We start from the raw sequence: 24720 nt of genomic DNA on the forward strand, positions 1-24720 counted from the left end.
GATCAGCCTTTGCCTCGTGGCCGGGCAACTGCCTCGCACTGTTAGAAAGCGCGGAAGGTGACGACGGTGAACGTGTCCTTGATGCCGGGGAGAATCTGCACCTTCTCGTTGACGAAATGGCCGACGTCTTCTTCGTCGTCGACATAGAATTTGGCGAGCAGATCGTAATTGCCGGCGGTGGAGTAGATTTCCGAGGCGATCTCGGCGTCGGCAAGCGCGCTGGCAACCTCATAGGATTTGCCCAGCTCGCATTTGATCTGCACGAAAAACGCCTTCATGGCTTCGTCCCGCTAAACTTCCAGGTCAAGCGGCCCTTCTGGCAGACTGGAGGCGGCCTTTCAAGCACTGGAATGCGCACTTAGCCGGCGCGGGCCCTGGCCACCGCCTCGCGCGGCTCCGCAACCGGCATGCCGCTCTTGGACAGCCTGCCGCCGATCACTAGCGCCGGCGTGCCCTGCAATATCGTTCGTGCATGGCTTCTGCACCGGGGCGGGACGAATATTGGCGGCCGCTGAAACCGTGAAGCGCCCGCGCGCGTATGTTAGGGTGTCTCCTGGAAACTTTTCTGGAGGCGGTTCGAGGGACGGTGGAGACAAGCCATGCGCCGCGGCTTTTTCGCATTCGCGTTCGTTTCGCTCATTTTGGCTTCCCAGGCGCTTGCCGGAGATGCCGAGATCAAGGCTGGTCAGTCCGTCATCGACGGTCAGTTGAAGGCCCTCATCGCCGATGACGGCGCCAAGGCCTACAGCTTTGCCGCCCCGAACGTGAAGCAGATATTCCCGACTGTCGATGCCTTCATGAATATGGTGACCAACGGCTACCCGCCTGTGCGCAAACCCCAGTCCTACGCTTTCGGCAAGGTCGAGCAGACTGGTCCCGGTTCTATCGTCCAGCAGGTACTGATCGTCGGCCCGGACGGCAAGGATTATGAGGCGGTGTACACGCTGCAGCAGCAGCCTGACGGCACATTCCGGATCACCGGCTGCAGCCTGCGGGCGTCGAACTCGCTCAGCACCTGAACGGGTTTACAGCGCCGGGATATCGCCTCTCGCCCAGCGTTCGCTGATCTCGGCCCCGCGCGTCTCGAAGGTGCCGGTTTCGATCGCGGCGCGGATGTGCTGCATCAGCTTCTGGTAGTAGGACAGGTTGTTCCAGGTCAGCAGCATCGCGCCGAGCGCCTCCTGCGAGCGCACCAGATGGTGCAGATAGGCACGCGAATAATCCCTGGCTGCCGGGCAGTCGCTCTCTTCATCGAGAGGGCGCGGATCGTCGGCATGGCGGGCGTTGCGCAGGTTGACCTTGCCGCGCCTCGTATAGGCCAGGCCGTGCCGGCCGGCCCGCGTCGGCATCACGCAATCGAACATGTCGATGCCGCGCGCAACCGATTTGAGGATATCGTCCGGGGTTCCCACGCCCATCAGATAGCGCGGCTTGTTATCTGGCAGTTCGGGACAGGTGATGTCGAGCATGTCGAGCATCACCGCCTGCGGCTCGCCGACGGCCAAGCCGCCGACAGCATAGCCCTTGAGCTCCATCGCGCTCAGCGCCTGTGCCGAGCGCACCCTGAGCGCCGCGTTGTCACCACCCTGCACGATGCCGAACATCGCTTTGCCCGGCTGGTCGCCGAACGCCGTCTTGCAGCGCTCCGCCCAGCGCAGCGACAGTTCCATGGCGCGCTCGATCTCCTTGATCTCGGCCGGCAGCGCGGTGCATTCGTCGAGCTGCATCTGGATGTCGGAATCGAGCAGACCTTGAATTTCGATCGAGCGCTCCGGCGACATCTCGTAAGCCGCACCATCAATGTGCGAACGGAAGGTGACGCCCTTTTCCGTCAGCTTCCTCAGCTTCGACAGGGACATCACTTGAAAACCGCCGCTGTCGGTCAGGATCGGATGCGGCCAGCGGGCGAATTCGTGCAGACCGCCGAGCCGCGCGACGCGCTCGGCCCCGGGCCGCAGCATCAGGTGATAGGTGTTGCCAAGGATAATGTCGGCGCCAACGCCGCGCACCTGGTCCATGTACATGGCCTTGACCGTGCCACCGGTGCCGACCGGCATGAAGGCCGGCGTGCGGATTTCGCCGCGCGGCATGTCGATCAGACCGCGCCGCGCCTTGCCATCGGTCGCCAACACCTTGAAGGTGAAATTCTCAGCCATTGAATTCCTTGTCGAATACCGGAGCATCCGGCGCCTGCTCGTCGAGCGCCATCCGGTATTGGATGCAGCCGCGCATGAATTTTGGCCAGGGCGGCACTGCGATTGACGGCTCGGTCTTTTCCGGCAGCAGGTCCCACAGATCGGGGTGATGCCAGCAGAGATCATGACCTGTGGAATCCCGGTGCGCGCGAATGCCGGCGCGCAGCTTTTTCACTTCCGCGATCAGCCTGTCGCGGTCGAAGGTTTGCAGATCATCGTCCATCGTTCTCCTCCCTGAACAAGAGACTGGCGTCTCCATAGGAATAGAACCTGTAACCGCTCTCGATGGCATGCGCATAGGCGGCACGCATCGTGTCGAGGCCGCTGAAAGCCGAGACCAGCATGAACAGCGTCGAGCGCGGCAGATGGAAGTTGGTCATCAGCATGTCGGCCGTGCGAAAGCGGTAGCCGGGCGTGATGAANGGCGGTCGCCTGGCTGACCGAGCCGATCTCGGCATGCATCTTGTGGTCCGCGGTATCGTCCGCCTTGACCGGGAGGAACGTACCGGCGCCCACATGCAAAGTGACGAAGCGGCGTTCGACGCCTTTGGCGTCCAGCGCCGCGAAAAGCGCCGGCGTGAAGTGCAGGCCCGCGGTGGGCGCCGCTACCGCACCTTCTTCCCGGGCATAGATGGTCTGGTAGTCGGCACGGTCGCGCTCGTCGTCATCGCGCTTCGAGGCGATGTAGGGCGGCAGCGGAATGTGGCCGACCGCGTGCAGCGCCTCGTCGAGGAAAGGACCGGATAGATCAAAGCCGAGCAGCGCTTCGCCGCCCTCGCCTTTTTCAATCACGGTGGCGTCGAGCTGGCCGAGGAAACAGGAATTGCCGTCATGGCCGAAATGGATGCGGTCGCCGACGGCAATGCGCTTGCCCGGCCGCATGAAGGCCAGCCAGCGGTCCGGCGCCATGCGCATGTGCAGCGTGGCCTCGACCTGTGACTGTGCTTCGCCGCGCCGCCTGATGCCTTTCAACTGCGCCGGAATGACCTTGGTGTCGTTGAAGACCAGCACGTCGCCGCCGCGGAGCAAGGATGGCAGGCAGCCGACCGTCGTGTCCTCCAGCCCCTTGCCTGGCTTGACCACCAGCATTTTGGCGCTGTCGCGCGGATCTGCCGGGCGAAGCGCGATGCGCTCCTCCGGCAAGTCGAAGTCAAAGATGTCGACGCGCATCGGGACTCAAAACAGCCGAACGAGCAGCGCTCCGGCCAGCAGAAGCACCGCGCCGGCGACGCGGCCGAGCGAGATTTCACGCACGGCGACGCCAAGGAAGCCGACGCGGTCGATGAGCATACCCGCGAGCAACTGGCCGGCCACCAGGAACGCCATCAGGGCGGCGGCACCAATGCGCGGCGTCAGGATCGTCGACAGCGTGACGTAGAAGCCGCCGAGCATGCCGCCGGCGACAAACAGCCAGGGCGCCGGCGCCTTCCAGTCGAGCGAGATGCCTTGCAGCTTCACCACCGTCACGGAGATGATGCCAAGCACGACCGCGCCCGACAGGAACGAAAACGCGGCTGCAGCTACGGGGAGACCCAGGCCGCGCGCAAGCTGCGAATTGATCGGCGCCTGGATGGCAATGAAGGCGCCGGACAGGATGCCGAGAAGCGACCAGACGACGCCCATCATTGTCGTTTGTCCTTACTTGACGTCGGCCGCGACCTTTAGCGACACGATCTTGTCGGGATCCTGCACCGGCTCGCCGCGCTTGATCTTGTCGACATTGTCCATGCCCTCGATGACCTGGCCCCAGACCGTGTACTGGCGGTTGAGGAACGCGGCGTCGTCGAAGCAGATGAAGAACTGCGAATTGGCCGAGTTCGGGTTCTGCGAACGAGCCATAGAGCAGGTGCCGCGGCCGTGGTTCGCGTTGGAGAACTCGGCCTTCAGGTCAGGCTTTTCCGAGCCGCCCATGCCGGCGCGAGACGGCGCGAAGCTGGGCTTGCTGGAATTGCCGAATTTCACGTCGCCGGTCTGCGCCATGAAGCCTTCGATGACACGATGGAAGACGACGCCGTCATAGGCGCCTTCACGCGCCAGTTCCTTGATGCGGGCGACATGGCCGGGAGCCAAATCGGGAAACAGTTCGATGACGACCTTGCCCTTGGTCGTTTCCATGATGAGCGCGTTCTCGCGGTCCTTGATCTCAGCCATGTCAGATATCCTTTTGTAAAAATGAAATTATTTGTGGGCGGCGATGCGCACTTTGATCATCCGGTCGGGATCGGTGACCGTGCCATTGTCCGCCTCGTCGCCCTTCTTGATCTTGTCCACCAGGTCCATGCCGCTGACGACATTGCCGACGATCGTATACTGGCCATCGAGCGGCGGCGCCGGTCCGAACATGATGAAGAACTGCGAATTGGCGGAGTTCGGATCCTGCGAACGGGCCATGCCGACCACGCCGCGCTTGTAATGCTCGGCCTGCGAGAACTCGGCAGGCAGGTCGGGCAGGTCGGAGCCGCCGGTGCCGACGGCCTGGGCATTGAAGCCCTTGTTCATGTTGCCGAACTTGACGTCGCCGGTCTGCGCCATGAAACCATCGATGACACGGTGGAATGCGACATTGTCGTAGGCATGGTCACGCACCAGCTTCTTGATCTGCGCGACATGCTTGGGCGCCAGATCGGGTCGCAGCGCGATCGTCACGTCGCCATCTTTCAGCGTGATGATCATCGTGTTTTCCGGATCTGCTGCATAGGCCGAGACCGATGCGGTCACGAGACCGGCGAGCACAACAAAGAATGAGGCGAGCCTTCTGAGCTGCATGAGGGTTCTCCGAGCTTATTTCGCGAATTTTGCGGTGAGCGCGCCGGCCACGGCCGCCGGCACGAAGGGGCGGATGTCGCCACCCATCGAGGCTATCTGGCGCACAAGTGTGGCGGTAATGGTGCGCACCGACGGGCTGGCGGGCAGGAAAACCGTCTGCAGCTCAGGCGCCATGGTTTCGTTCATGCCAGCCATTTGCATTTCGTAGTCGAGGTCGGTGCCGTCGCGCAGACCGCGGATCATGATCGAGGCGCCTTCTCTCCTGGCCGCATCGATCACCAGGCCATCGAAGGCAACCACCTTGATGCGGGCGCCGTCGCGGCCGAATTCGGCTTTCGCGGCGGCTTCGATCAACTGCACCCGATCTTCGAACGAAAACAGCGGCTTCTTGCCCGGATGAATGCCGATCGCGGCATAAACAATGTCGGCAACCGCCAGCGACGCTTTCAGCACATCGAGATGGCCGTTGGTCAGCGGGTCGAAGGAGCCGGCATAAAGGGCGATGCGTTCGGTCATGGCGGAGCTTCTAGCGAGCCTCTATCACAAAGGCAAATCCGATTGGCAGGCGGCCCATGAACCTTTTCGGCACATGAACGACAGATGAACACGCTGATCACGAAGCCTTCACGCAGCGTTCACTAGGCTGCACCCTTAATAAGATGAAACCAAAGTCCCATATCTCCGTTGTAAGGCGCAGGAGAACACGCACATGCTGACCTACATGCTCGCCACCGCAATGACCGTCGCCATGCTGATCGCCACGCTATTCGGGCTGCATCAGGAAGCACAGCGCATCCGCGTCAAGGCCACCACCAAACGCTTCGAAGGCTTTGGCCTGCGCAAGCCGTATCGCCACTATTAAGACAGTCCGCACTTGCTGCCGCGCCGGCCGACAGGCCGGCGTTGCTATGTCAAATCTGCTCCAGGACTATTCGGCGTTATCCGGACCGCTGTCAGTCGAATCCGACCCCGCGCCACCCTCGACGGCCTCTTCCACTTCCTCGTCCGATTGCGGCTCCGAAATCCGCTCGACCGAAACCACCTTTTCACCTTCAGCCGTATTGAAGATCGTCACGCCCTTGGTGGCGCGGCTGGCGAAACGGATGCCGTTGACAGGTACCCGGATGACTGTGCCGCCATCCGACACCAGCATGATCTGATCGTCATTTCCGACCGGGAAGGTCGCCACCAGCTGGCCGATNGAGTTCAGACGTGTGCTCTTCCGATCTTGATCTGATCGTCATTTCCGACCGGGAAGGTCGCCACCAGCTGGCCGATCTCGGCCGCCTTCGACACGTCGGTGGCGCGGATGCCCTTGCCGCCGCGGCCGGTCAGGCGGAAATCGTAGGACGATGAGCGCTTGCCGTATCCAAATTCGGTCACCGTCAGCACGTACTGCTCATGCGCCTTGAGAAATTCGTAGCGGTCGTCTGGAAGCTCGGTCTCCTCGCCGATCTCCTCATTGGTGAGCGCGATCTCTTCTTCCTCTCCGACCGTCTCGGCGGCAAACCGCCGCTCCAACGCCGCCCGCTTGAGGTAAGCAGCGCGTTCCGCCGGTGAAGCATTGACATGCTCGATCACCGACATGGAGATGATGCGGTCGGTTTCAGCCATGGTTATGCCGCGAACGCCGACCGAATTGCGGCTCTGGAAGACGCGCACGTCGCCGACGGAGAAGCGAATGCACTGACCCGAATTCGCCGTCAGAAGCACGTCGTCATTGTCGGTGCAGGTCTCGACGCCGAGAATTTCGTCGCCCTCCTCCTCCAGCTTCATGGCGATCTTGCCGTTGCGATTGACCTGGACGAAGTCGGACAATTTGTTTCGGCGCACGGTGCCGCGCGTCGTGGCGAACATCACGTCGAGATCGCCCCAGCTGGTCTCGTCCTCGGGCAGCGGCATGATGGTGGTGATGCGCTCGCCCTGCTCCAGCGGCAGCATGTTGATCAGGGCCTTGCCGCGTGACTGCGGGTTGCCGATCGGCAGCCGCCACACCTTTTCCTTGTAGACAATGCCGCGCGAGGAGAAGAACAGCACCGGCGTGTGTGTGTTGGCCACGAACAGCCGGGTGACGAAATCCTCTTCCTTGGTCGACATGCCGGAGCGGCCCTTGCCGCCGCGGCGCTGCGCTCGATAGAGCGACAGCGGCACGCGCTTGATGTAGCCGGAATGGCTCACCGTCACGACCATGTCCTCGCGCTGGATCAGATCCTCGTCTTCCATGTCCGCGCCGCCGTCGGTGAGCTCGGTGCGGCGTGGCGTGCCGAACTCGTCGCGCACGGCGGCGAGTTCGTCCTTGACGATCTGCTGAATACGCGCGCGCGACGACAGGATGTCGAGGTAGTCCTTGATCTCGTCGCCGATCGTATTCAACTCATCGGCGATTTCGTCGCGGCCAAGCGCGGTCAGGCGCTGCAGGCGCAGTTCGAGGATGGCGCGAGCCTGTTCCTCGGACAGATTGTAGGTGCCGTCCTCGTTGATACGGTGGCGCGGATCGTCGATGAGGAGGATCAGCGATTCAACGTCGCCCGAGGGCCAGCGCCGCTCCATCAATTGCTCGCGCGCCGTCTGCGGGTCCGGCGCGGTGCGGATCAGCTTGATGACCTCGTCGATGTTGGCGACGGCGATGGCAAGGCCAACCAGCACATGGGCACGGTCCCGCGCCTTGCGCAGCAGGAACTTCGTCCGCCGGCTGATCACCTCCTCGCGGAAGGTGACGAACGCCTTCAGCATGTCGGTCAGGTTCAGCAGCTCCGGTTTGCCGCCGTTCAGAGCCACCATGTTGGCGCCGAAGGAGCTCTGCAGCGGCGTGAACCGGTAGAGCTGGTTGAGGACGACGTCGGCAACGGCGTCACGCTTGAGTTCGATGACGACGCGATAACCCTGACGGTCGCTTTCGTCGCGTATATCGGAAATGCCCTCGACGCGCTTGTCGCGCACCAGTTCGGCCATCTTCTCGATCATCGAGGCCTTGTTCACCTGGTAGGGAACCTCGGTGATGATGATCGACTCGCGGTCATTGCCGCGCTGCTCTATGTTGACCTTGCCGCGCATGACGATGGAGCCGCGGCCGGTGGAATAGGCGCTGTAGATGCCGGAGCGGCCAAGCACGATACCGCCGGTCGGGAAATCGGGGCCCGGAATGATTTCCATCAGCGCCGGCAGGTCGATCGCCGGATTGTCAATGACGGCGATGGCGGCGTTGCAGACTTCACCGAGATTGTGCGGCGGAATGTTGGTGGCCATGCCGACGGCAATGCCGCCCGAACCGTTGACCAGCAGATTGGGAAAGCGCGCCGGCAGAACCTTCGGCTCGGTGTCCGAAGCATCATAGGTGTCCTGGAAATCGACGGTATCCTTGTCGATATCCTCCAACAGCTCGTGCGCGACCTTGGTCAGGCGCGATTCGGTGTAGCGCATCGCCGCGGGCGGATCGCCGTCGATCGAACCGAAATTGCCCTGCCCATCGATCAACGGCACGCGCAGCGACCAGTCCTGCGCCATGCGCACCAAGGCGTCATAGATCGAGGCGTCGCCATGCGGATGGTATTTACCCATCACGTCGGCGACGGGGCGCGCCGATTTCACATATTTGCGATTCCAGTGATAGCCGCTCTCATGGGCGGCGTAGAGGATGCGGCGGTGCACCGGCTTCAGGCCGTCGCGCACATCGGGCAGCGCACGGCTGACGATCACGCTCATGGCGTAATCGAGATAGGAGCGCTGCATCTCCTCGATAATGGATATCGGCTCGATGCCGCTGGGGCCGCCGTCTGTGCCGCGCGGTGTCTTCTGGTCGGTCAAATCGGATCACAATCTAATCAGGAATCACTCGCTGCTTATATAGGAAGCGAGGCCGAAACTCCAATGTCCGGGGCACTTTTCCAGTGTCAATTTTAGCGGTAATTTCAAATGGATACCACTGATTGCGACGATATGGCCACAACCCTTTCGCCGCCAGCACGGCAAAAGCCGCCAATGGACCGTTTTCCCCAGACGAACGCCGCGCGCGCGATCAATTGGAGCTCGTGGCAACTTTTCAGCGGCTGCCAACGCGCCCGGACCGATACCGGCCCGGCGTTTCACCCATGACGCGTCGAAACCGGCGATTGAAGGTCGACAGATCGTTGAAGCCGGCCTCGAAAGCAATTGTCGAGATGGCATCGTTGGACGTGCGCAATCGCACCGCCGCGCGATGCAACCGGGTCCTGAGCAGGTACTGATAGGGCGTCATGCCGGCGACCTGCCGGAAGGTGCGCAGGAAATGATAGGGACTGGTCGCGGTCTCATCCGCCAACGCTGGAAGCGAGACCGGTCCGTCGGCATCCAGTTCGATCCGCCTCACCGCCTCGGCAACCCTTTTCTGATCGCGGCGGCTTGGATCGCGACTGGCGTGCCTTGCGCCTGAGATTGTCGCCACGGCGGCACCTGCCATGCGCAGGGCGAGTTCCTCGAAGGCGCCTGCGTCGGCGATGTCGCGCGCGGCTTCCGCCTCGGCCAGCAGCGGTGCGATGGCGGGTAACGGCGGCAGGCGTGGCGTCTCGAAGGTCAGCTTCCCAGCGCCCGGTACGTCGGCGACGATCCGGTCCATATAGGCCGGCCCGAAATGGAAGGAGAGGCAACGGTCGCCGCTGCCATGCTCGTGCCCGCATTCGTAGCATGTGCCGGAATTGCCAAGCAGGAGGCTGCCTGGCGCGAGCATTGCGGTGCCTTGCTGTGCGCGATAGCGGAACGTGCCACCGGTGACCGCCGCGACGCAAAAATCTCGATGCACTTCCTCGAACGGCCGATCGCCGGCGCTGGCCGTGCAGATCACATCCGCCACATGCCAGCCAGGTCCGGATGCAAGGGTATTCGCGGTCGCCGTCATGGCCGAATATAGCAATTTTTCCCAAGCCCATAACCCCGCCGGCACCTATTGCTTGCGGTCTCCTGACAAGAAGAGGCCGCAGCCATGCTGGACCAATCCACATTTGCCGAAGCCTTGCACAGTCCCGGACCGATCGACGGGCTTGCCGAAAAACTGAACCTTTACGGCCGCTTCGCGGGTGCCTGGACGTTTGACGCCGCGCGCCATCTCGAGGACGGGACGGTGCTGACCGGACGCGGCGAGGTGCATTTCGGCTGGGCGCTGGAAGGCCGCGCCATCCAGGACGTCTGGATCCTGCCCGCGCGTGACGCCGGCCCCTCGCCATCGCTCGGCAAATGGACCTTTTACGGCACGACGCTGCGAGTCTATGACCCCGGAGTCGATGCCTGGCACATCTTCTGGAGCGACCCGCGTAACCAGTATTTCAGCCGCCAGCTCGGCCGCGCCGAAGGCGACACGATCGTGCAGGTCGGCGCCGACGGCACCGGTTCGTCGGTACGCTGGAGCTTTTCGCGCATCACCGAGAATTCCTTCCGATGGCTCGGCGAGCGCTCGCATGACGGCGCGGACTGGCGCATGGAGGTCGAGTTCCTGGCGCATCGTCAATCTAAAAGATGACATCACAACCCTTTGTATTAAAGGAGAAAACCATGTTCGATCATATCTCGATCGCGTTCGCGACGTCACCGCCTCCAAACGTTTCTACGCCGCGCTGGGGCCCCTCGGCTTCACTTGCGTCAGCCAATCGCCGGGCTCGCTCGGCTATGGTGTCAAGGCTGTCGCGCCCCAGGCTGTCGCGCTATGGGTCAACGAGGCGGCGCGCCCGGTGCCGGCGGACGAGAGATCCGGCCTGCATTTCTGCTTCGCCGCGCCGACACGGGATAGCGTCGTTGCCTTTCATGCCGGGGCGCTGCGCGAAGGCGGCAGCGACAATGGCGCACCGGGCCTGCGCGCCGATTATGGCGAGAACTATGACGCGGCCTTCGTCGTCGATCCGGACGGTTATCGCCTGGAGGCCTGTTGCGGCGCTGCCGCCTAACCTCGCTTCTGACTGTTCCCACCGACCGGGGTTTGCTCTACCAGTGTGGGCACGGGCTTGGCCCGGCGGGAGGGGTCAGCAATGCCGAGTTTCGACAGCCTGTTCAATGCCTTCGTCACCATTCTCGTGACCATCGATCCGCCTGGGCTGGCGCCTCTGTTCCTGGCCGTGACGCGCGGCATGAACCGCGAGGAGCGCAGCCAGGTTTCCGTGCGCGCCTCGGTCATCGGTTTTCTGGTGATGGCGCTGTTTGCGGTGGCCGGGGCGTCGATCCTGTCGGTGTTCGGCATCACCCTGCCCGCGTTCCGGGTCGCCGGCGGGTTCCTGCTGTTCTTCATCGCCTTCGAAATGGTGTTCGAGCGCCGGCAGGACCGCAAGGAAAAGATCGGCGACGTCGCCATCACCAAGGACATGATTCACAACATCGCCGCCTTCCCCCTGGCGATCCCGCTGATCGCCGGCCCCGGCGCGATTTCAGCGACGGTGCTGCTCTCCGGCTCGTTTCAGGGTTTTGCGGCGCAGGCGGCCCTGGTCGGCATCATTCTTGTCTGTCTCGTCATAACCTATGTGGTCTTCGTGCTGTCGGAACGCATCGACCGCATCCTCGGCCAGACCGGCCGCTCGATCCTGACCCGCCTGCTCGGGGTTATCCTGGCGGCACTGGCCGTGCAGTTCGTGGCAGATGGCATCAAGGCGCTGATGGCCGGTTGAGCGGTATACCTACGGCCCTATTTCGCCGTCGTATCGACGATCTCGAAATCATGCGTAATCGTGGCTGTCTTGGCCATCATGGCGGAAGCCGAGCAGTATCTGTCGATCGACAGGTCGATCGCGCGTTTCACCTTGTCGGGCGACAACGCACGGCCCTTGATGATGAAATGCATATGGATCCGGGTGAACACCTTCGGGTCGGTCTCGGCGCGGTCGGCGTCGAGTTCGATCACGCAGTCCTCGACCGCCTCGCGGCCCTTTTCGANCGTCGTATCGACGATCTCGAAATCATGCGTAATCGTGGCTGTCTTGGCCATCATGGCGGAAGCCGAGCAGTATTTGTCGATCGACAGGTCGATCGCGCGTTTCACCTTGTCGGGCGACAACGCACGGCCCTTGATGATGAAATGCATATGGATCCGGGTGAACACTTTCGGGTCGGTCTCGGCGCGGTCGGCGTCGAGTTCGATCACGCAGTCCTCGACCGCCTCGCGGCCCTTTTCGAGGATATGGACGACATCATAAGCCGAGCAGCCGCCGGTGCCGATCAGCACCAGCTCCATCGGGCTCGGTCCCGGCGTCTTGCCTTCCGGGCTTGACGCCGTGCCCAGCACGACCTTGTGACCGCTGCCGGACTCGCCGACGAAGGTGCGCTCCTCGACCCATTTTACCCGTGCCTTCATCGCCAGTCCTCTTTACGTCTCCGATCGCGCCAAGGTCAGTTCAAAACCACCATGCAAAACCCCGAAAGTCCATGCGGACCCTCGGGGCATATCAAGCAAAGGTATTCGCTATTTGGTACGGCTTTCGATCAGAATGGAATTTCGTCGTCCAATTCGCGCGACGAACCACCGCCACCGCCGCCTCTGGGAGCGTTGCCGCCACCGCGGTTGAACCCTTCGTTCGGGCTCGACTGGCCGAAATCGGAACCACGGCTGCTGCCGCCACCGCTGTAGCCGCCAACCTGACCGCCCTCACCCTGGCCACGCGCATCGAGCATCTGCAACTCGCCGCGGAATTTCTGCAGCACGACTTCGGTCGTATATTTGTCGGCACCGGTCTGGTCCTGCCATTTGCGCGTCTGCAGCTGGCCCTCGACATAAACCTTCATACCCTTCTTCAGATACTGCTCGGCCACCTTGGCGATGCCCTCATTGAAGATGACGACGTTATGCCACTCGGTCTTTTCCTTGCGCTCGCCGGAATTCTTGTCGCGCCAGCTTTCCGACGTCGCGATGCGAATGTTGACGACCGGCTCGCCCGAGTTCAGGCGGCGGATTTCAGGGTCAGCGCCGAGATTGCCGACCAGAATGACCTTGTTGACGCTACCCGCCATGATATTTCTCCGCGCTATCCGAAACAAATTTTTGTCGCAGCACCTTACAGGCTACGCACGTCAGCCGCTTGCCAAGGCTGGCTTTTCCCACAACGTTTTTGTTCCCTTTTCGTTCCTATATGCACCGCCCCCGATTGTCAAGGAATGGCAGCAATGCCCGAGCGCTGTATATGGGTCTCAAAACACCGCTTGCCAAATCGATAAGTATCGACTTATGCTTTTGTCATGATCGAAGCAGAGATTTTCCGCGCCTTGGCCGACCCGACACGCCGTGCTGTCTTCGAGCGTCTCGCCACAAGTGAGATGAGCGTGTCGGAATTGCGCAACGGCTTGACGGTGTCGCAGCCGGCGGTGTCGCAGCATCTGGCGGTGCTGCGGGGCGCCGGCCTCGTGGTCGAGCGTCGGGCCGGCCGCAACGCCTACTATCGTGCGGATCCGCGGGGGCTTGCCCCGCTGCTCTCATGGATCGAACGCTACCGTACCTTCTGGCCGGAGCGCATCGAAAGGCTGAAGACGGTTTTGAAGGACATGGATCAATGAAGAGCCAAAGCGAAGTCTCTCCCGATGCGATCGAGTTCGAATACGATCTTGCCGAGCCGCCGGAAAAGGTTTGGCGGGCGCTTACCGTGCCGGAACTGCTCGCCGCCTGGATGATGCCCAACGACATCAGGCCGCAGACCGGCAGCCGCTTTGCCTTCGCCGGTCAAGACGCGGCGATCGAATGCGAGATTCTCGATGCCGAGCCCGAGCGCCTGCTGCGCTATTCCTGGCACGAGAAGTCGGACGATGCCGCGCACCGACTCGACAGCACCGTCACCTTCACACTCGCCCGTACCGTTTCCGGCGGCACGCATCTGCGCATCGTCCATGACGGCTTTGCTCGCAAGGCGATGCCGGCCGTGGCCATGGCGGGGGCCGGCTGCCGGCTTTCGCTGCGCGGGGCCGGAACGCCTATAGCCGCGAACACACCACGCCTTCTGCTGCTGCACGCGGCCTGAACACGGAAAATTGGAGACAGAAAAATGAGCGGTGTTGCCAGTCTTGTGCCCATGGTAATCGAGCAATCGAGCCGCGGCGAACGCGCATTCGACATTTTTTCGCGGCTGCTGCGCGAGCGCATCGTCTTCGTCAACGGCGAGATCAACGACGACGTCTCGGCGCTGGTCTGCGCGCAGCTTTTGTCGCTGGAGTCGGACAATCCCGAGAAGGAGATCTCGCTCTACATCAACTCGCCGGGCGGCATGGTGACCAGCGGCTTCGCCATCTACGACACGATGCAGTATATCAGTTGCCCGGTGTCGACCGTGTGCATGGGCTTTGCGGCATCGATGGGATCGTTCCTGCTGATGGCGGGCACGGCCGGGCGCCGCATCGCACTGCCCAACGCCACTATCCTGCTGCATCAGCCGCTGGGCGGCTTCCAGGGCCAGGCTTCCGACATCCAGCGGCACGCCGAACGCATCGGCCAGACCAAACGCCACATGACCGAACTCTACGCCCAGCACTGCGGCCGCAGCTATGAAGACGTCGAGCGCACGCTCGACCGCGACCATTTCATGACCGCTCGCGAGGCCAAGGCCTGGGGCATTGTCGACCATGTGTTCGACACCCGCAAAAAGGCTGCGTAGCTGCTCGTCGAAGATTTGACGATCCCGCTCTGGTTCCGGTGGCGGCAGGCCCCTATAAAAGGGGATGACCGACACTCATCCATCAAGAACATCGCACCGTGTCACCGCCGCCTTGGTGCTTGCCATCGTTGGCCTCGTGTCCAGATCGGCACTTGCCGACGACGCCTCGTCGTCGGTCCGGAAAAGCGCCCTGCCCGGCGTAACCGGCGACTATCGCATCGCCAAGCCGGCCCCGGCGCCCGAACCCGACGACGCGTTCCCCAGCAGCGGCAACGGGCAGTTCAAGATCGGCAATACCGACGTCAGGATTTCCGGCAGCATCACCGTCGATGTCGGAGCTGGCGGGATCAAGCCACCCAGATAGGCAAAGATCGGGCCTTCCAACTGGAGCCGCCCAAAAGAACAGCCCCGCCGTGCCTTGGGCAAAACGGACGGGGCTTTTCTGGATCTCAAATCCATTTTTTGCCGGGAGTGTACTGCCGGCGTTTGATTTCGGATGCTTCGCGGCATTCAGCCGACGATCCGACTAGCAGTCTCTGATTTTCAGGGATACGGCAGGTCACGGTTTGTCGGGCGGCGAAAACACCTGCCCTTGGCACTTATGCCTGCCGCGGCTCCAGTAACAACTGAAGCCCTGGGGGACTATCCGGTGGCGTCATGCTCCGCTCCTCTTGTCCGTTGCGACATTGTCGTCGTGAAGCGCAAATCGCAAATGCCTGCGGCGTCTCGCAGGCCGCCTTGGGGCGGCGAGGCCATCGATAGACGGCCGGCTTCGCTGACTTTCGAAGACTGCTCCCGTGCGTTGGCCGCGTCAACCATCAATAGCCGGTTACGGAAAAATGTGATCGCCGAGAGCCTACGTTCGGGTCAGTTTCCGCACAGCTTTGTCAGGAGCGTGTTCGGCCTTTGTTCTTTCCGCTTGCCCCCTCGCGCGAAAGGCGGTTAAACGACTTCTGTCGAGAATTGTGGCGTCTCTCGACGTGGCGGCAAAAATAACTACATACGGAATGGTCGGGGAAACCCGCCGATCCCACAAATCCAGATCCGAGGCGGCGACCTGACATGGCCGACCATAAATATCTTTCCATTCGCGGGGCGCGCGAACACAATCTGAAGAATGTCGATCTCGACCTGCCGCGTGACAGCTTGATCGTCATGACCGGCCTGTCGGGCTCCGGCAAATCGTCGCTCGCCTTCGACACCATCTATGCCGAAGGCCAGCGCCGCTATGTCGAGAGCCTCTCGGCCTATGCCCGGCAATTCCTCGAAATGATGCAGAAGCCGGACGTCGACCAGATCGACGGCCTGTCGCCGGCCATCTCGATCGAGCAGAAGACCACGTCGAAGAACCCGCGTTCCACGGTCGGCACCGTCACCGAGATCTACGACTATATGCGCCTTCTGTTTGCCCGCGTCGGCGTGCCCTATTCGCCGGCCACCGGCCTGCCGATCGAGAGCCAGACAGTCAGCCAGATGGTCGACCGGGTGCTGGCCGTCGAGGAAGGCACGCGCCTGTTCCTGCTGGCGCCCATCGTGCGCGGCCGCAAGGGCGAGTACCGCAAGGAACTGCTGGAGTTACAGAAGAAGGGCTTCCAGCGCGTCAAGGTCGACGGCGTCTTCTATGAAATCGCCGATGTGCCGGCGCTGGACAAGAAATACAAGCACGACATCGATGTCGTCGTCGACCGCATCGTCGTGCGGGGCGACCTTGCCACAAGGCTTGCTGACTCCATCGAGACGGCATTGAAGCTGGCCGAGGGGCTGGCGGTGGCTGAGTTTGCCGACAAGCCGCTCGATGCCAGCCAGACTGGCGAGGATTCGGTCAACAAGTCGAAGAACGAGACGCATGAGCGCATCCTGTTCTCGGAAAAGTTCGCCTGCCCGGTCTCCGGCTTTACCATTCCGGAAATCGAGCCCAGGCTGTTCTCCTTCAACAACCCGTTTGGCGCCTGCCCGACCTGCGACGGTCTCGGCAGCCAGCGCGCCATCGACCCAAACCTTGTGGTGCCCGACGAGAACGTGTCGTTGCGCGACGGCGCCGTCAGCCCATGGGCGAAATCGACCTCGCCCTATTACTCGCAGACGCTCGAGGCATTGGGCAAGGCTTACGACTTCAAACTCGGCGACAAGTTCAAGGATCTTTCAACGTCGGCCCAGGAAGCGATCCTGCGCGGCACCGGCGAGCGCGAGATCACCTTCCAGTATGATGACGGCCTGCGCTCCTACAAGACGACCAAGACCTTCGAAGGCGTCATCCCCAATCTCGAGCGCCGCTGGAAGGAGACCGAATCCGCCTGGATGCGCGAAGAAATCGAGCGTTTCATGTCGGCAACGCCCTGCCCGGTCTGCAAGGGCTACCGGTTGAAGCCGGAGGCGCTGGCGGTGAAGATCGGCGGCAAACACATTGGCGAAGTGACGGAACAGTCGATCCGCAACGCCGACAAATGGTTCACCGACTTGCCGGCGCAGCTCAACGACAAGCAGAACGAGATCGCTGTCCGCGTCTTGAAGGAAATCCGCGAGCGTCTGCGTTTCCTCAACGATGTCGGGCTCGACTATCTCACCTTGTCGCGGAATTCCGGCACGCTGTCGGGTGGCGAAAGCCAGCGCATCCGGCTGGCCTCCCAGATCGGCTCGGGCCTGACCGGCGTGCTCTATGTGCTGGACGAGCCGTCGATCGGCCTGCACCAACGCGACAACACGCGCCTGCTCGATACGCTCAAGCACCTGCGCGACATCGGCAACACCGTGATCGTCGTCGAGCATGACGAGGACGCCATCCTGCATGCCGACTATGTCGTCGATATGGGTCCGGCCGCCGGCATCCATGGCGGCGAGATCATCGCCCAGGGCACGCCGCAGCAGGTGATGGCCAACCCCAATTCGATCACCGGCAAATATCTGTCGGGGGCGCTCGAAGTGGCAACGCCCGGCATGCGCCGCGAGGCGAAGAAAAACCGGCGGCTGAAGATCATCGGCGCGCGCGGCAACAATCTGAAGAACGTCACCGCCGAAATCCCGCTCGGCACCTTCACCGCCGTCACCGGCGTATCGGGCGGCGGCAAGTCGACCTTCCTGATCGAGACGCTGTTCAAGGCGGCCTCGCGCCGCATCATGGGTTCGCGCGAGCATCCGGCCGAGCATGACCGCATCGAGGGATTGGAGTTTCTCGACAAGGTCATCGACATCGACCAGTCGCCCATTGGGCGGACGCCGCGTTCGAACCCCGCCACCTATACCGGCGCCTTCACGCCGATCCGCGATTGGTTCGCCGGGCTACCGGAAGCGAAGGCGCGCGGCTATCAGCCGGGCCGCTTCTCCTTCAACGTCAAGGGCGGCCGCTGCGAGGCCTGCCAGGGCGACGGCGTCATCAAGATCGAGATGCACTTTTTGCCCGACGTCTACGTCACCTGCGACGTCTGCCATGGCAAGCGCTACAACAGGGAGACGCTCGACGTCCTGTTCAAGGGCAAGTCGATCGCCGACGTGCTCGACATGACCGTCGAGGAAGGCGTCGATTTCTTCGCCGCCGTGCCTGGCGTGCGCGACAAGCTGGAGACGCTGAAGCAGGTTGGGCTGGGCTACATCCACATCGGCCAGCAGGCGACGACGCTGTCCGGCGGTGAAGCGCAGCGCATCAAGCTCGCCAAGGAACTGTCGCGCAAGGCGACCGGCAGGACGCTCTACATCCTCGACGAACCGACGACCGGCCTGCATTTCCACGACGTCGCCAAGCTGTTGGAAGTGCTGCACGAACTGGTCGACCAAGGCAATACGGTGGTGGTCATCGAGCACAATCTCGAAGTGATAAAAACCGCCGACTGGGTGCTCGACCTCGGCCCCGAGGGCGGTGACGGCGGCGGCGAACTTGTCGCCTCGGGCACGCCGGAAGCGATCGTGCGCGAAAAGCGCAGCTACACCGGCCAGTTCCTCAAGGAGTTGCTGGAGCGTCGCCCCGGAGGCAAGCGCGAAGCGGCGGAGTGATGGGTAAGGATGATCCCATCACGATCCAGAGCAGCTTTGGCGTGAGGCTTGCCGGCCCCGAAGACCTCGCCGCGATCATCGCGCTGACGCAAGCCGCCTACGCTCCCTACTCCGCTATACTCGACGCACCGCCGCTCCCGGTTACCGAGGATTATGCGCCGCGTATCGCCCAAGGCGAGGTCTGGCTGCTGGAGAGTGACGGCGAACTCGCCGGAGTGATCGCGCTGGAGCGGCATGAAGATCACGCGATGATTTTCTCCGTCGCGGTGTCGCCTGCCTTCCAGGGCAAGGGGTTCGGTATTGCATTGCTGAAACACGCCGACGAGCAGGCGCGGCAGTGCGGCCTGCCGGAGATACGGCTCTACACCAACGCGAAAATGGAACGCAACATCGCGCTCTATCTTGCTTATGGTTATCGCGAAACCGGTCGCCGGCCCAATCCCTACCGGCCAGGATGGGTGCTCGTCGACATGGCGAAGGCGTTCGACACAACCTCTGCGTCGTGATCGCTGTTGACTATCGGGGGGACGGCAATGAGCAATGATGGGGATATCCGGCCTGGCATGGACGGCCGGATTTTCGGTCCTTGGATCGTGGCCCCGGGAGAAACATCGTGACCACACGGGTTCTCATGATCGCGCTCGACGGAGCGGATGGAGCCTTGGTCGACCGGGCCAGCCAGGACGGTATGCTGCCCAGTCTCACCGCGTTGCGGGCACGTGGCAGGGTCAAATATCTGACCGCACATGCGGGCGCAACGGATGATGCGCTGTGGGCCTCGTTTCAATACGCGTCCGGGATGGGTGAACACGGTCGCTATCACTATGAGCAACGGCTGCGCAGCGGCAAATTCGGCTTGGCCTGCGCCGATGAGATCGACCGCGAGACCTTCTGGGAAACGGCGCCGGATCTCAGGATAGCCGTCTTCGACATTCCGAAATGCCGCCTCCCGCGACAGTTCAATGGCATCCATCTCGCCGACTGGCTTGTCCATGGACGTTATTTCCGCGCCCCCAAAAGCTATCCGGCAGCGCTTGCCAATGACGTCGTCACGCTTTTCGGCGCAGCGCCGCCGAGCAGATGTGACCATGAAGGCCGATTGGACGACACCGAGGCCATGGCGGTCGTGGCCAATCTACGCCTTGCGGTCGCCCGGAAAGGTGCCGCCGCCCTGCACTATCTGGGCAGCGAAGCTTGGGATCTGTTCATTGTCGGGTTCAAGGAGGCTCACTGCGCCAGCCATGCACTTTGGGATCTCGTCGACGCAGCCGATCCGAAGTTCGACCCGGCCCGCAACAGTCGGCTCGGCGCCCCAATCGACATGATTCTTGGCGACATTGATCGAGCAATCGGCGATCTCGTCTCCTCAGCCGGCCCGGACACCGAGATCGTGGTCTTCTCGACGACTGAAATGCAGCCGAACGCTACGCTGGCTCACCTGATGCCAGCAATTGTCGACCGTATGAACCGCATTCTCGGTGAAACGCATTGGACTCGGTTTATGCGCAATGTCGTGAAAGCCAGGGACCAGCACTGGTGGCCGCTTTGCGAAATGCTGCCTTACAACGAGAACTGCACGGCTCTTCGCATCAATCCATCCGTGGTTTTCAAGGACGCTGGCATTGAGATCGAGCGATTGAGACTGCTCGACCAAATTGAGTTCCTCCTGATGGAATTGAGGGACGATCAGACCAGCCAGCCGGTGATCACGCTGATCGACAGGGCGGCTCTACAGCATGCCGGCACGCGCGCGACCGAACTGCCTGATGTCTCAGTGCATTATGGCGCTGGCTTGTGCCCGCGCGCGGTGCGCTCATCCAGACTCGGACGTATTGAAGCCAAGCCACCGGGATTGAGGCCCGGCAATCACGCCCCGGGCGGCTTCCTCATTGTCGTCGGGGACAAGCTCGATGCCTCGAAGGTCATCGGCATGCAGAACCTGGGGCCGATGGCAATGAGTGTCCTCAACGGTTCTGGTGGTTTGGCAACGGACAAGAGCGGGTTTGCCGGTTTTCTTGACCCTCGTGGGACGACCGCGCACATCAAGCGACAGGGAGAAATACAATGAGCAAATCGGGAACAATCCGCGCCGGCGTGGGCGGCTGGACCTTCGAACCCTGGGACACGTCCTTCTATCCCGAGAAACTGTCGAAGGCCAAGCAACTGCACTACGCCACCCGGCAGGTGCCGAGCATCGAGGTCAACGGCACTTATTATTCGAGTTTCAAGGAGCCGACCTTCGTCAAATGGGCCAACGAGGCGCCTGACAATTTCGTCTATTCGCTGAAAGGCAACCGGTTCGTCACCAACCGGCGCGTGCTGGGCGAGGCCGCTGAATCGATGATGCGTTTCCTGGGTTCCGGCGTTGCCGCGCTCGGCGACAAGCTGGGACCGATCCTATGGCAGTTCGCGCCGACCAAGAAGTTCGATCCGGACGATTTCGAGGCGTTTCTGAAGCTGCTGCCGGAAAAGCAGGACGGTGTCGCGCTGCGCCACGCGCTGGAGGTGCGCAACGACAGTTTCATCGTGCCGGAGTTCCCAGCGCTCGCCCGCAAGTACAAGGCGGCGGTCGTCTATGCCGACCATGCCAAATATCCTGACATCGCCGACATCACTGGCGATTTCATCTATGCGCGGCTGCAGACCGGCAGCGACGACAATCCTGATTGCTATACGCCAAAGGGCCTCGACGAATGGGCGGCGCGGGCCAAGGTCTGGGCGGTAGGCAAGCAGCCCGCCGATCTGCGGCGCGCCGACCCCGCCACCGACGCCCCGGTCCAGCCGCGCGACGTGTTCGTCTACTTCATCAGCGAGGGCAAGGTGCGGGCGCCGTTCGGGGCGATGGCATTGATGAAGCGGGTAGCCGACTGAAAAGGCGTCGGTCGGTTTCCAGCTACACACAATAAGCACATAGCCTGTGCGTATTGAGCGTAGCAAAGCGCCTGTTCCTGGGCATCTTCGCCACGATCGTAACCTTATCGACACTTCCTTGCCGCATGAATGCGCCGACGCCAAGCCGCGGAGCTGGGACCGCCGCCGGCAGGGAAAGAGGGCATGTCGCTCGACTACACTTCGCTTCTGCTGGCCGTCGGTTTCTCTGCCGTTTGCCTCAGCCTGACATTGTTCGGGATGTGGCTGACCGCCCGCTCGGAAAAATTCCTGCTGACATGGGCGATCAGCCTGGTGTTCGTGGTCGGCGATATTTTTATTTATGACGCCTATATCGAGATGCCGGGACGCCTGCTCGGCATCGCGACCTCGGCGTTTCTGCTGATCGGCTTTTCGGCCATGCTGGGTGCGGCCTATCAGTTCCGAACCGGCGGCTCGCCACTGCCGCGGGCCGTGTGGGGGTGCTATTCGCTCGCGATAGCGTTGCCCCCCATGGCCCTGGGTTATGATGGCCTCGGCTTCATGGCGGAGAACATGTTTGCCGCCGTGCTCCTGTTCGTCACGGCGTTCGAATACTGGAAGGGCCGTGATGAAGCACCCGCCCTGACGATCGGCATCACTGCGCTCTATTCGGCCACGGCCACCTCCTTCGGGCTCTGCGCCATGGTTCTCGCCTGGGAAGGAAAACTGGTGCTCGGACATGCACCAAGCAATTGGGCCGAGGAACTCAGCCTCATCGTGGTTATCGCCAGCATGACAGGCATTGGCGCGCTCTCGCTTGCCCTCAATCAGGGGCGTCTGGCGAGGCACCACCATCGCGACGCCCAGACGGATTCCCTGACTGGCCTGCTCAACCGGCGAGCGCTGTTCGACATGCACGGCCATGTCCCGGTCGGCGCCTTTACAGCGGTGGTCGTCTTCGACCTCGACAACTTCAAAACCATCAACGACGAATTCGGCCATGCGGCGGGCGATGAAGTGCTGAGGGTGTTCGCCAACGAGTTGACAGCCAACCTTCGGCCGGCCGACGTCGCAGCGCGCATGGGCGGCGAGGAATTCGCGCTGGTGCTGAAGCGCACGCTGCCGGAGACCGTCGAGCAAGCAGCCGAGCGCATCCGGGCGGCTTTCGCGACGCGACTGATAGAAACCGAAGCCGGTTCCCTCACCTGTACGGTCAGCGCCGGATTTGCGTTTGGCAGCAAAGAGGGGATCAGCCTGGACAAGGTGCTCAGCGCCGCCGACAAGGCGCTCTATGACGCCAAGCGCGGAGGCCGCAACCGCGTCACCGCCTCTCCATTCCGACGCGCAAGCTAAACGCGCGTGTCATGCCAAGCCCGCCAGGCGACATGCATTAGGCCGCCATGACGATTTCATTGAAGGTATCGAGGTCGACATAGAAGACCTTGGTGATCTCCTCGATCAGGTCGTCGTAGTCACAGCCCTGTGACCTCAGAATGTTGATGGCGGCGATGATGTCGACGCGTTCGGTAAGCCGCCGCTTCTGGTAGTCTTCGACGTAACGTTCCATGGCTGTCCCTTAGCCTGTGTGCCCAAACGCGTTTGAACGACAATCAGATCGGGAAGCTAGGAAGCCTTGCTTGCGTGGAACTTGCAGGGCCTTTGCCGCGCCGCGATCCGTGATAACCAGACTGATACGGAAACGGCCGACTCACAAAGCCACGGAAAGACTAGCATGCGATGTTGCATGTGCCAGAGGCGCAGATGATGGATGTAAGAAATATTGGACTTGCCAATAAACTTCAAATCTTCAATGAAGTCCGGTGCCGACTCTAGACCGTGAGGAATTTGCGGACATCAGCCCGGTCTAAATCTTCCGCCGGGCCGGTGTGGACGATCAGGCCGCGATCCATGATGTTGACCTCGTCGGCGAGTTCGCGGCAGAAATCGAGATACTGTTCGACCAGAAGCACCGCAATGCCGGCCTGGTCGCGCAGGTAGCGTATGGCGCGGCCGATATCCTTGATGACGGAGGGCTGGATGCCTTCGGTCGGCTCGTCGAGCACCAGCAGCTTCGGTCGCATCACGAGTGCCCTGCCGATGGCGAGCTGCTGTTGCTGACCGCCGGAGAGATCGCCGCCACGGCGGCCAAGCATCTGCTTGAGCACTGGAAACAGCTCGAAGACGTGCGCCGGCACGTTACGGTCGGCGCGCTTCAAGGGCGCGAAGCCGGATTCGAGATTTTCCCGCACGCTGAGCAGCGGAAAGATCTCCCTGCCCTGCGGCACGAATGCGATGCCCGACCGGGCGCGGTCATACGCCGCGCTCCGGTCGAGCGCCTTCCCCTCGAAGGCAACGCTTCCGCTCGTCAACCTGTGGTGGCCGACGATCGATCTCATCAAACTGGTCTTGCCGACGCCGTTGCGGCCGAGCACGCAGGTGATTTTGCCCGCACCCGCCTTCAGCGACACCCCGCGCAACGCCTGAGCGGCGCCGTAGTGGAGCGTGGCATTGGAAACCTCGAGCATGTCAGCCCCTTCTCCAGAACCGAAGAAACGACATGTCGAAGCGATGGAATTGAACCCGCCAATGCATGCTCATCTCCCCAGATAGACTTCGACGACGCGCTCGTCGGCCGAAACGAAATCGAGCGTCCCTTCCGAGAGCACCGAGCCCTCATGCAGGCAGGTAACCTTGACGCCGAGTTCGCGGACGAAATGCATGTCGTGCTCGACGACAATGACCGAGTGGTCGCGGGCGATATCCCTGAGCAGCCGCGCGGTCTCCTCGGTCTCGGCATCGGTCATGCCGGCAACCGGCTCGTCGACCAGAAGCAGCTTCGGGTCCTGCGCCAGCAGCATGCCGATTTCGAGCCATTGTTTCTGGCCGTGGCTTAGATTGGCGGCGAATTCGCGGCGCTTGTCGCCCAACCGGATGATGCCAAGGATATTATCGATCTGCCGCGCCTCGGCGGGCGATTGGCGATGGAACAGCGCCGGGAAAATCGAACGCGGACCCTTCATCGCCAGCATCAGGTTTTCTTCGATCGTGTGGCTTTCGAAAACGGTCGGCTTCTGGAATTTGCGGCCGATGCCCATCATGGCGATCTCGGCTTCATCATGCCTGGTCAGGTCTACCTGGCCGTCGAAGAACACTTCGCCTTCGTCCGGCCTCGTCTTGCCGGTGACGATGTCCATCATCGTCGTCTTGCCGGCGCCGTTGGGGCCGATGATGGCGCGCATCTCGCCCTTGTCGAGCACCAGGGACAGATTGTTGATGGCGCGAAAGCCGTCGAAGGACACCGAGACGCCGTCAAGATAGAGGATAGTGTTGGATTTGCTCAT

The 24720-nt window shown here is 62.1% G+C and carries 26 protein-coding genes and 3 pseudogenes; 14 read left to right on the plus strand and 15 right to left on the minus strand.

The window, feature by feature from the left end:
- Positions 1 to 41 precede the first annotated feature (41 nt).
- Positions 42 to 278, minus strand: coding sequence for an Lrp/AsnC family transcriptional regulator (locus X742_RS147390; protein WP_010909609.1), 237 nt, complete (start codon positions 276 to 278; stop codon positions 42 to 44).
- A gap of 321 nt (positions 279 to 599) precedes the next feature.
- Here X742_RS147390 and X742_RS147385 point away from each other — a divergent pair, with 321 nt between their 5' ends.
- Complete coding sequence (locus X742_RS147385) at positions 600 to 1019, plus strand: DUF4864 domain-containing protein (RefSeq protein WP_023773867.1); 420 nt, start codon at positions 600 to 602, stop codon at positions 1017 to 1019.
- A gap of 6 nt (positions 1020 to 1025) precedes the next feature.
- Here the strand turns inward: X742_RS147385 and tgt are convergent, their stop codons facing one another.
- The 7 genes from tgt to coaD form a co-directional block, all read right to left on the minus strand.
- Positions 1026 to 2156 (minus strand): tRNA guanosine(34) transglycosylase Tgt, encoded by a 1131-nt coding sequence (gene tgt, locus X742_RS147380; protein WP_023773868.1) that lies wholly within the window; start codon positions 2154 to 2156, stop codon positions 1026 to 1028.
- Positions 2149 to 2418, minus strand: a complete 270-nt coding sequence (locus X742_RS147375; RefSeq protein ID WP_023773869.1) for a hypothetical protein — start codon at positions 2416 to 2418, stop codon at positions 2149 to 2151. The genes tgt and X742_RS147375 overlap by 8 nt, the downstream gene beginning before the upstream one ends.
- Entirely contained in the window at positions 2379 to 3365 is a 987-nt protein-coding gene (locus X742_RS01000000170425; RefSeq protein WP_348524184.1) for an S-adenosylmethionine:tRNA ribosyltransferase-isomerase, read from the minus strand. Before X742_RS01000000170425 ends, X742_RS147375 begins: the two co-directional genes overlap by 40 nt.
- 6 nt (positions 3366 to 3371) lie before the next feature.
- Positions 3372 to 3821, minus strand: coding sequence for a DMT family transporter (locus X742_RS147370; protein ID WP_023773870.1), 450 nt, complete (start codon positions 3819 to 3821; stop codon positions 3372 to 3374).
- Positions 3822 to 3833: 12 nt separating this feature from the next.
- The gene (locus X742_RS147365) at positions 3834 to 4346 is read right to left on the minus strand and encodes a peptidylprolyl isomerase (RefSeq protein ID WP_015317720.1); all 513 of its coding nucleotides are present in this window, start codon (positions 4344 to 4346) and stop codon (positions 3834 to 3836) included.
- 27 nt (positions 4347 to 4373) lie between these two features.
- Positions 4374 to 4961, minus strand: coding sequence for a peptidylprolyl isomerase (locus X742_RS147360; RefSeq protein ID WP_023773871.1), 588 nt, complete (start codon positions 4959 to 4961; stop codon positions 4374 to 4376).
- Positions 4962 to 4976: 15 nt separating this feature from the next.
- Positions 4977 to 5477 carry a pantetheine-phosphate adenylyltransferase gene (gene coaD / locus X742_RS147355; protein ID WP_015317718.1) on the minus strand — a complete coding sequence of 167 codons (501 nt, stop codon included), beginning with the start codon at positions 5475 to 5477 and terminating at the stop codon, positions 4977 to 4979.
- Between the two features lie 193 nt (positions 5478 to 5670).
- On the opposite strand from coaD, the gene X742_RS1000000172860 reads away from it, so the two are divergent.
- On the plus strand, positions 5671 to 5823 hold the full coding sequence (locus X742_RS1000000172860) for a hypothetical protein (RefSeq protein ID WP_023773872.1): 153 nt from the start codon (positions 5671 to 5673) through the stop codon (positions 5821 to 5823).
- Between the two features lie 3177 nt (positions 5824 to 9000).
- Here X742_RS1000000172860 and X742_RS147350 read toward each other — a convergent pair.
- Positions 9001 to 9831, minus strand: a complete 831-nt coding sequence (locus tag X742_RS147350) for an AraC family transcriptional regulator (RefSeq protein ID WP_023773873.1) — start codon at positions 9829 to 9831, stop codon at positions 9001 to 9003.
- An 84-nt stretch (positions 9832 to 9915) separates the two neighbouring features.
- On the opposite strand from X742_RS147350, the gene X742_RS147345 reads away from it, so the two are divergent.
- The 3 genes and pseudogenes from X742_RS147345 (at position 9916) to X742_RS147340 (ending at position 11581) form a co-directional block, all read left to right on the plus strand.
- The gene (locus X742_RS147345) at positions 9916 to 10449 is read left to right on the plus strand and encodes a hypothetical protein (RefSeq protein WP_023773874.1); all 534 of its coding nucleotides are present in this window, start codon (positions 9916 to 9918) and stop codon (positions 10447 to 10449) included.
- Between the two features lie 32 nt (positions 10450 to 10481).
- Positions 10482 to 10870 (plus strand): annotated as a pseudogene (locus tag X742_RS01000000170435) (VOC family protein).
- Between the two features lie 81 nt (positions 10871 to 10951).
- Positions 10952 to 11581 (plus strand): MarC family protein, encoded by a 630-nt coding sequence (locus X742_RS147340; protein ID WP_023773875.1) that lies wholly within the window; start codon positions 10952 to 10954, stop codon positions 11579 to 11581.
- A 17-nt stretch (positions 11582 to 11598) separates the two neighbouring features.
- Here the strand turns inward: X742_RS147340 and X742_RS1000000175905 are convergent.
- From X742_RS1000000175905 to X742_RS147335, 3 genes and pseudogenes are all read right to left on the minus strand, one after another.
- Positions 11599 to 11844: pseudogene (locus X742_RS1000000175905) on the minus strand (OsmC family protein); the annotation flags it as partial.
- Positions 11845 to 11847: 3 nt separating this feature from the next.
- Positions 11848 to 12264 (minus strand): annotated as a pseudogene (locus tag X742_RS1000000174895) (OsmC family protein); the annotation flags it as partial.
- A 128-nt stretch (positions 12265 to 12392) separates the two neighbouring features.
- Positions 12393 to 12917, minus strand: a complete 525-nt coding sequence (locus tag X742_RS147335) for a single-stranded DNA-binding protein (RefSeq protein WP_023773877.1) — start codon at positions 12915 to 12917, stop codon at positions 12393 to 12395.
- A gap of 225 nt (positions 12918 to 13142) precedes the next feature.
- On the opposite strand from X742_RS147335, the gene X742_RS147330 reads away from it, so the two are divergent.
- The 9 genes from X742_RS147330 to X742_RS147290 all read left to right on the plus strand — a co-directional run bounded on the left by X742_RS147330 (position 13143) and on the right by X742_RS147290 (position 22732).
- Positions 13143 to 13457, plus strand: coding sequence for a metalloregulator ArsR/SmtB family transcription factor (locus X742_RS147330; protein WP_023773878.1), 315 nt, complete (start codon positions 13143 to 13145; stop codon positions 13455 to 13457).
- Positions 13454 to 13915 (plus strand): SRPBCC domain-containing protein, encoded by a 462-nt coding sequence (locus X742_RS147325; protein WP_023773879.1) that lies wholly within the window; start codon positions 13454 to 13456, stop codon positions 13913 to 13915. Before X742_RS147330 ends, X742_RS147325 begins: the two co-directional genes overlap by 4 nt.
- A gap of 24 nt (positions 13916 to 13939) precedes the next feature.
- Positions 13940 to 14545: an ATP-dependent Clp protease proteolytic subunit gene (locus X742_RS147320; RefSeq protein WP_023773880.1), complete on the plus strand. Its 606-nt coding sequence runs from the start codon at positions 13940 to 13942 to the stop codon at positions 14543 to 14545.
- Positions 14546 to 14609: 64 nt separating this feature from the next.
- On the plus strand, positions 14610 to 14909 hold the full coding sequence (locus X742_RS147315) for a hypothetical protein (protein ID WP_023773881.1): 300 nt from the start codon (positions 14610 to 14612) through the stop codon (positions 14907 to 14909).
- A gap of 698 nt (positions 14910 to 15607) precedes the next feature.
- Positions 15608 to 18529, plus strand: a complete 2922-nt coding sequence (gene uvrA / locus X742_RS147310) for an excinuclease ABC subunit UvrA (RefSeq protein WP_023773882.1) — start codon at positions 15608 to 15610, stop codon at positions 18527 to 18529.
- On the plus strand, positions 18529 to 19035 hold the full coding sequence (locus tag X742_RS147305; protein WP_051407669.1) for a GNAT family N-acetyltransferase: 507 nt from the start codon (positions 18529 to 18531) through the stop codon (positions 19033 to 19035). The genes uvrA and X742_RS147305 overlap by 1 nt, the downstream gene beginning before the upstream one ends.
- 107 nt (positions 19036 to 19142) lie before the next feature.
- Entirely contained in the window at positions 19143 to 20597 is a 1455-nt protein-coding gene (locus tag X742_RS147300) for a hypothetical protein (protein ID WP_156939418.1), read from the plus strand.
- On the plus strand, positions 20594 to 21400 hold the full coding sequence (locus X742_RS147295) for a DUF72 domain-containing protein (RefSeq protein ID WP_023773885.1): 807 nt from the start codon (positions 20594 to 20596) through the stop codon (positions 21398 to 21400). The genes X742_RS147300 and X742_RS147295 overlap by 4 nt, the downstream gene beginning before the upstream one ends.
- 183 nt (positions 21401 to 21583) lie before the next feature.
- The gene (locus X742_RS147290) at positions 21584 to 22732 is read left to right on the plus strand and encodes a GGDEF domain-containing protein (protein ID WP_023773886.1); all 1149 of its coding nucleotides are present in this window, start codon (positions 21584 to 21586) and stop codon (positions 22730 to 22732) included.
- A gap of 37 nt (positions 22733 to 22769) precedes the next feature.
- On the opposite strand, the gene X742_RS1000000172870 is transcribed toward X742_RS147290, so the two are convergent.
- The 3 genes from X742_RS1000000172870 to urtD form a co-directional block, all read right to left on the minus strand.
- Complete coding sequence (locus X742_RS1000000172870; RefSeq protein WP_013531844.1) at positions 22770 to 22946, minus strand: hypothetical protein; 177 nt, start codon at positions 22944 to 22946, stop codon at positions 22770 to 22772.
- Positions 22947 to 23208: 262 nt separating this feature from the next.
- Positions 23209 to 23904, minus strand: a complete 696-nt coding sequence (gene urtE, locus X742_RS147285) for an urea ABC transporter ATP-binding subunit UrtE (protein ID WP_023773887.1) — start codon at positions 23902 to 23904, stop codon at positions 23209 to 23211.
- Between the two features lie 69 nt (positions 23905 to 23973).
- Positions 23974 to 24720 (minus strand): urea ABC transporter ATP-binding protein UrtD, encoded by a 747-nt coding sequence (gene urtD / locus X742_RS147280; RefSeq protein ID WP_023773888.1) that lies wholly within the window; start codon positions 24718 to 24720, stop codon positions 23974 to 23976.

It is taken from the genome of Mesorhizobium sp. LNHC229A00 (assembly GCF_000502415.1).
Lineage (GTDB): Bacteria > Pseudomonadota > Alphaproteobacteria > Rhizobiales > Rhizobiaceae > Mesorhizobium.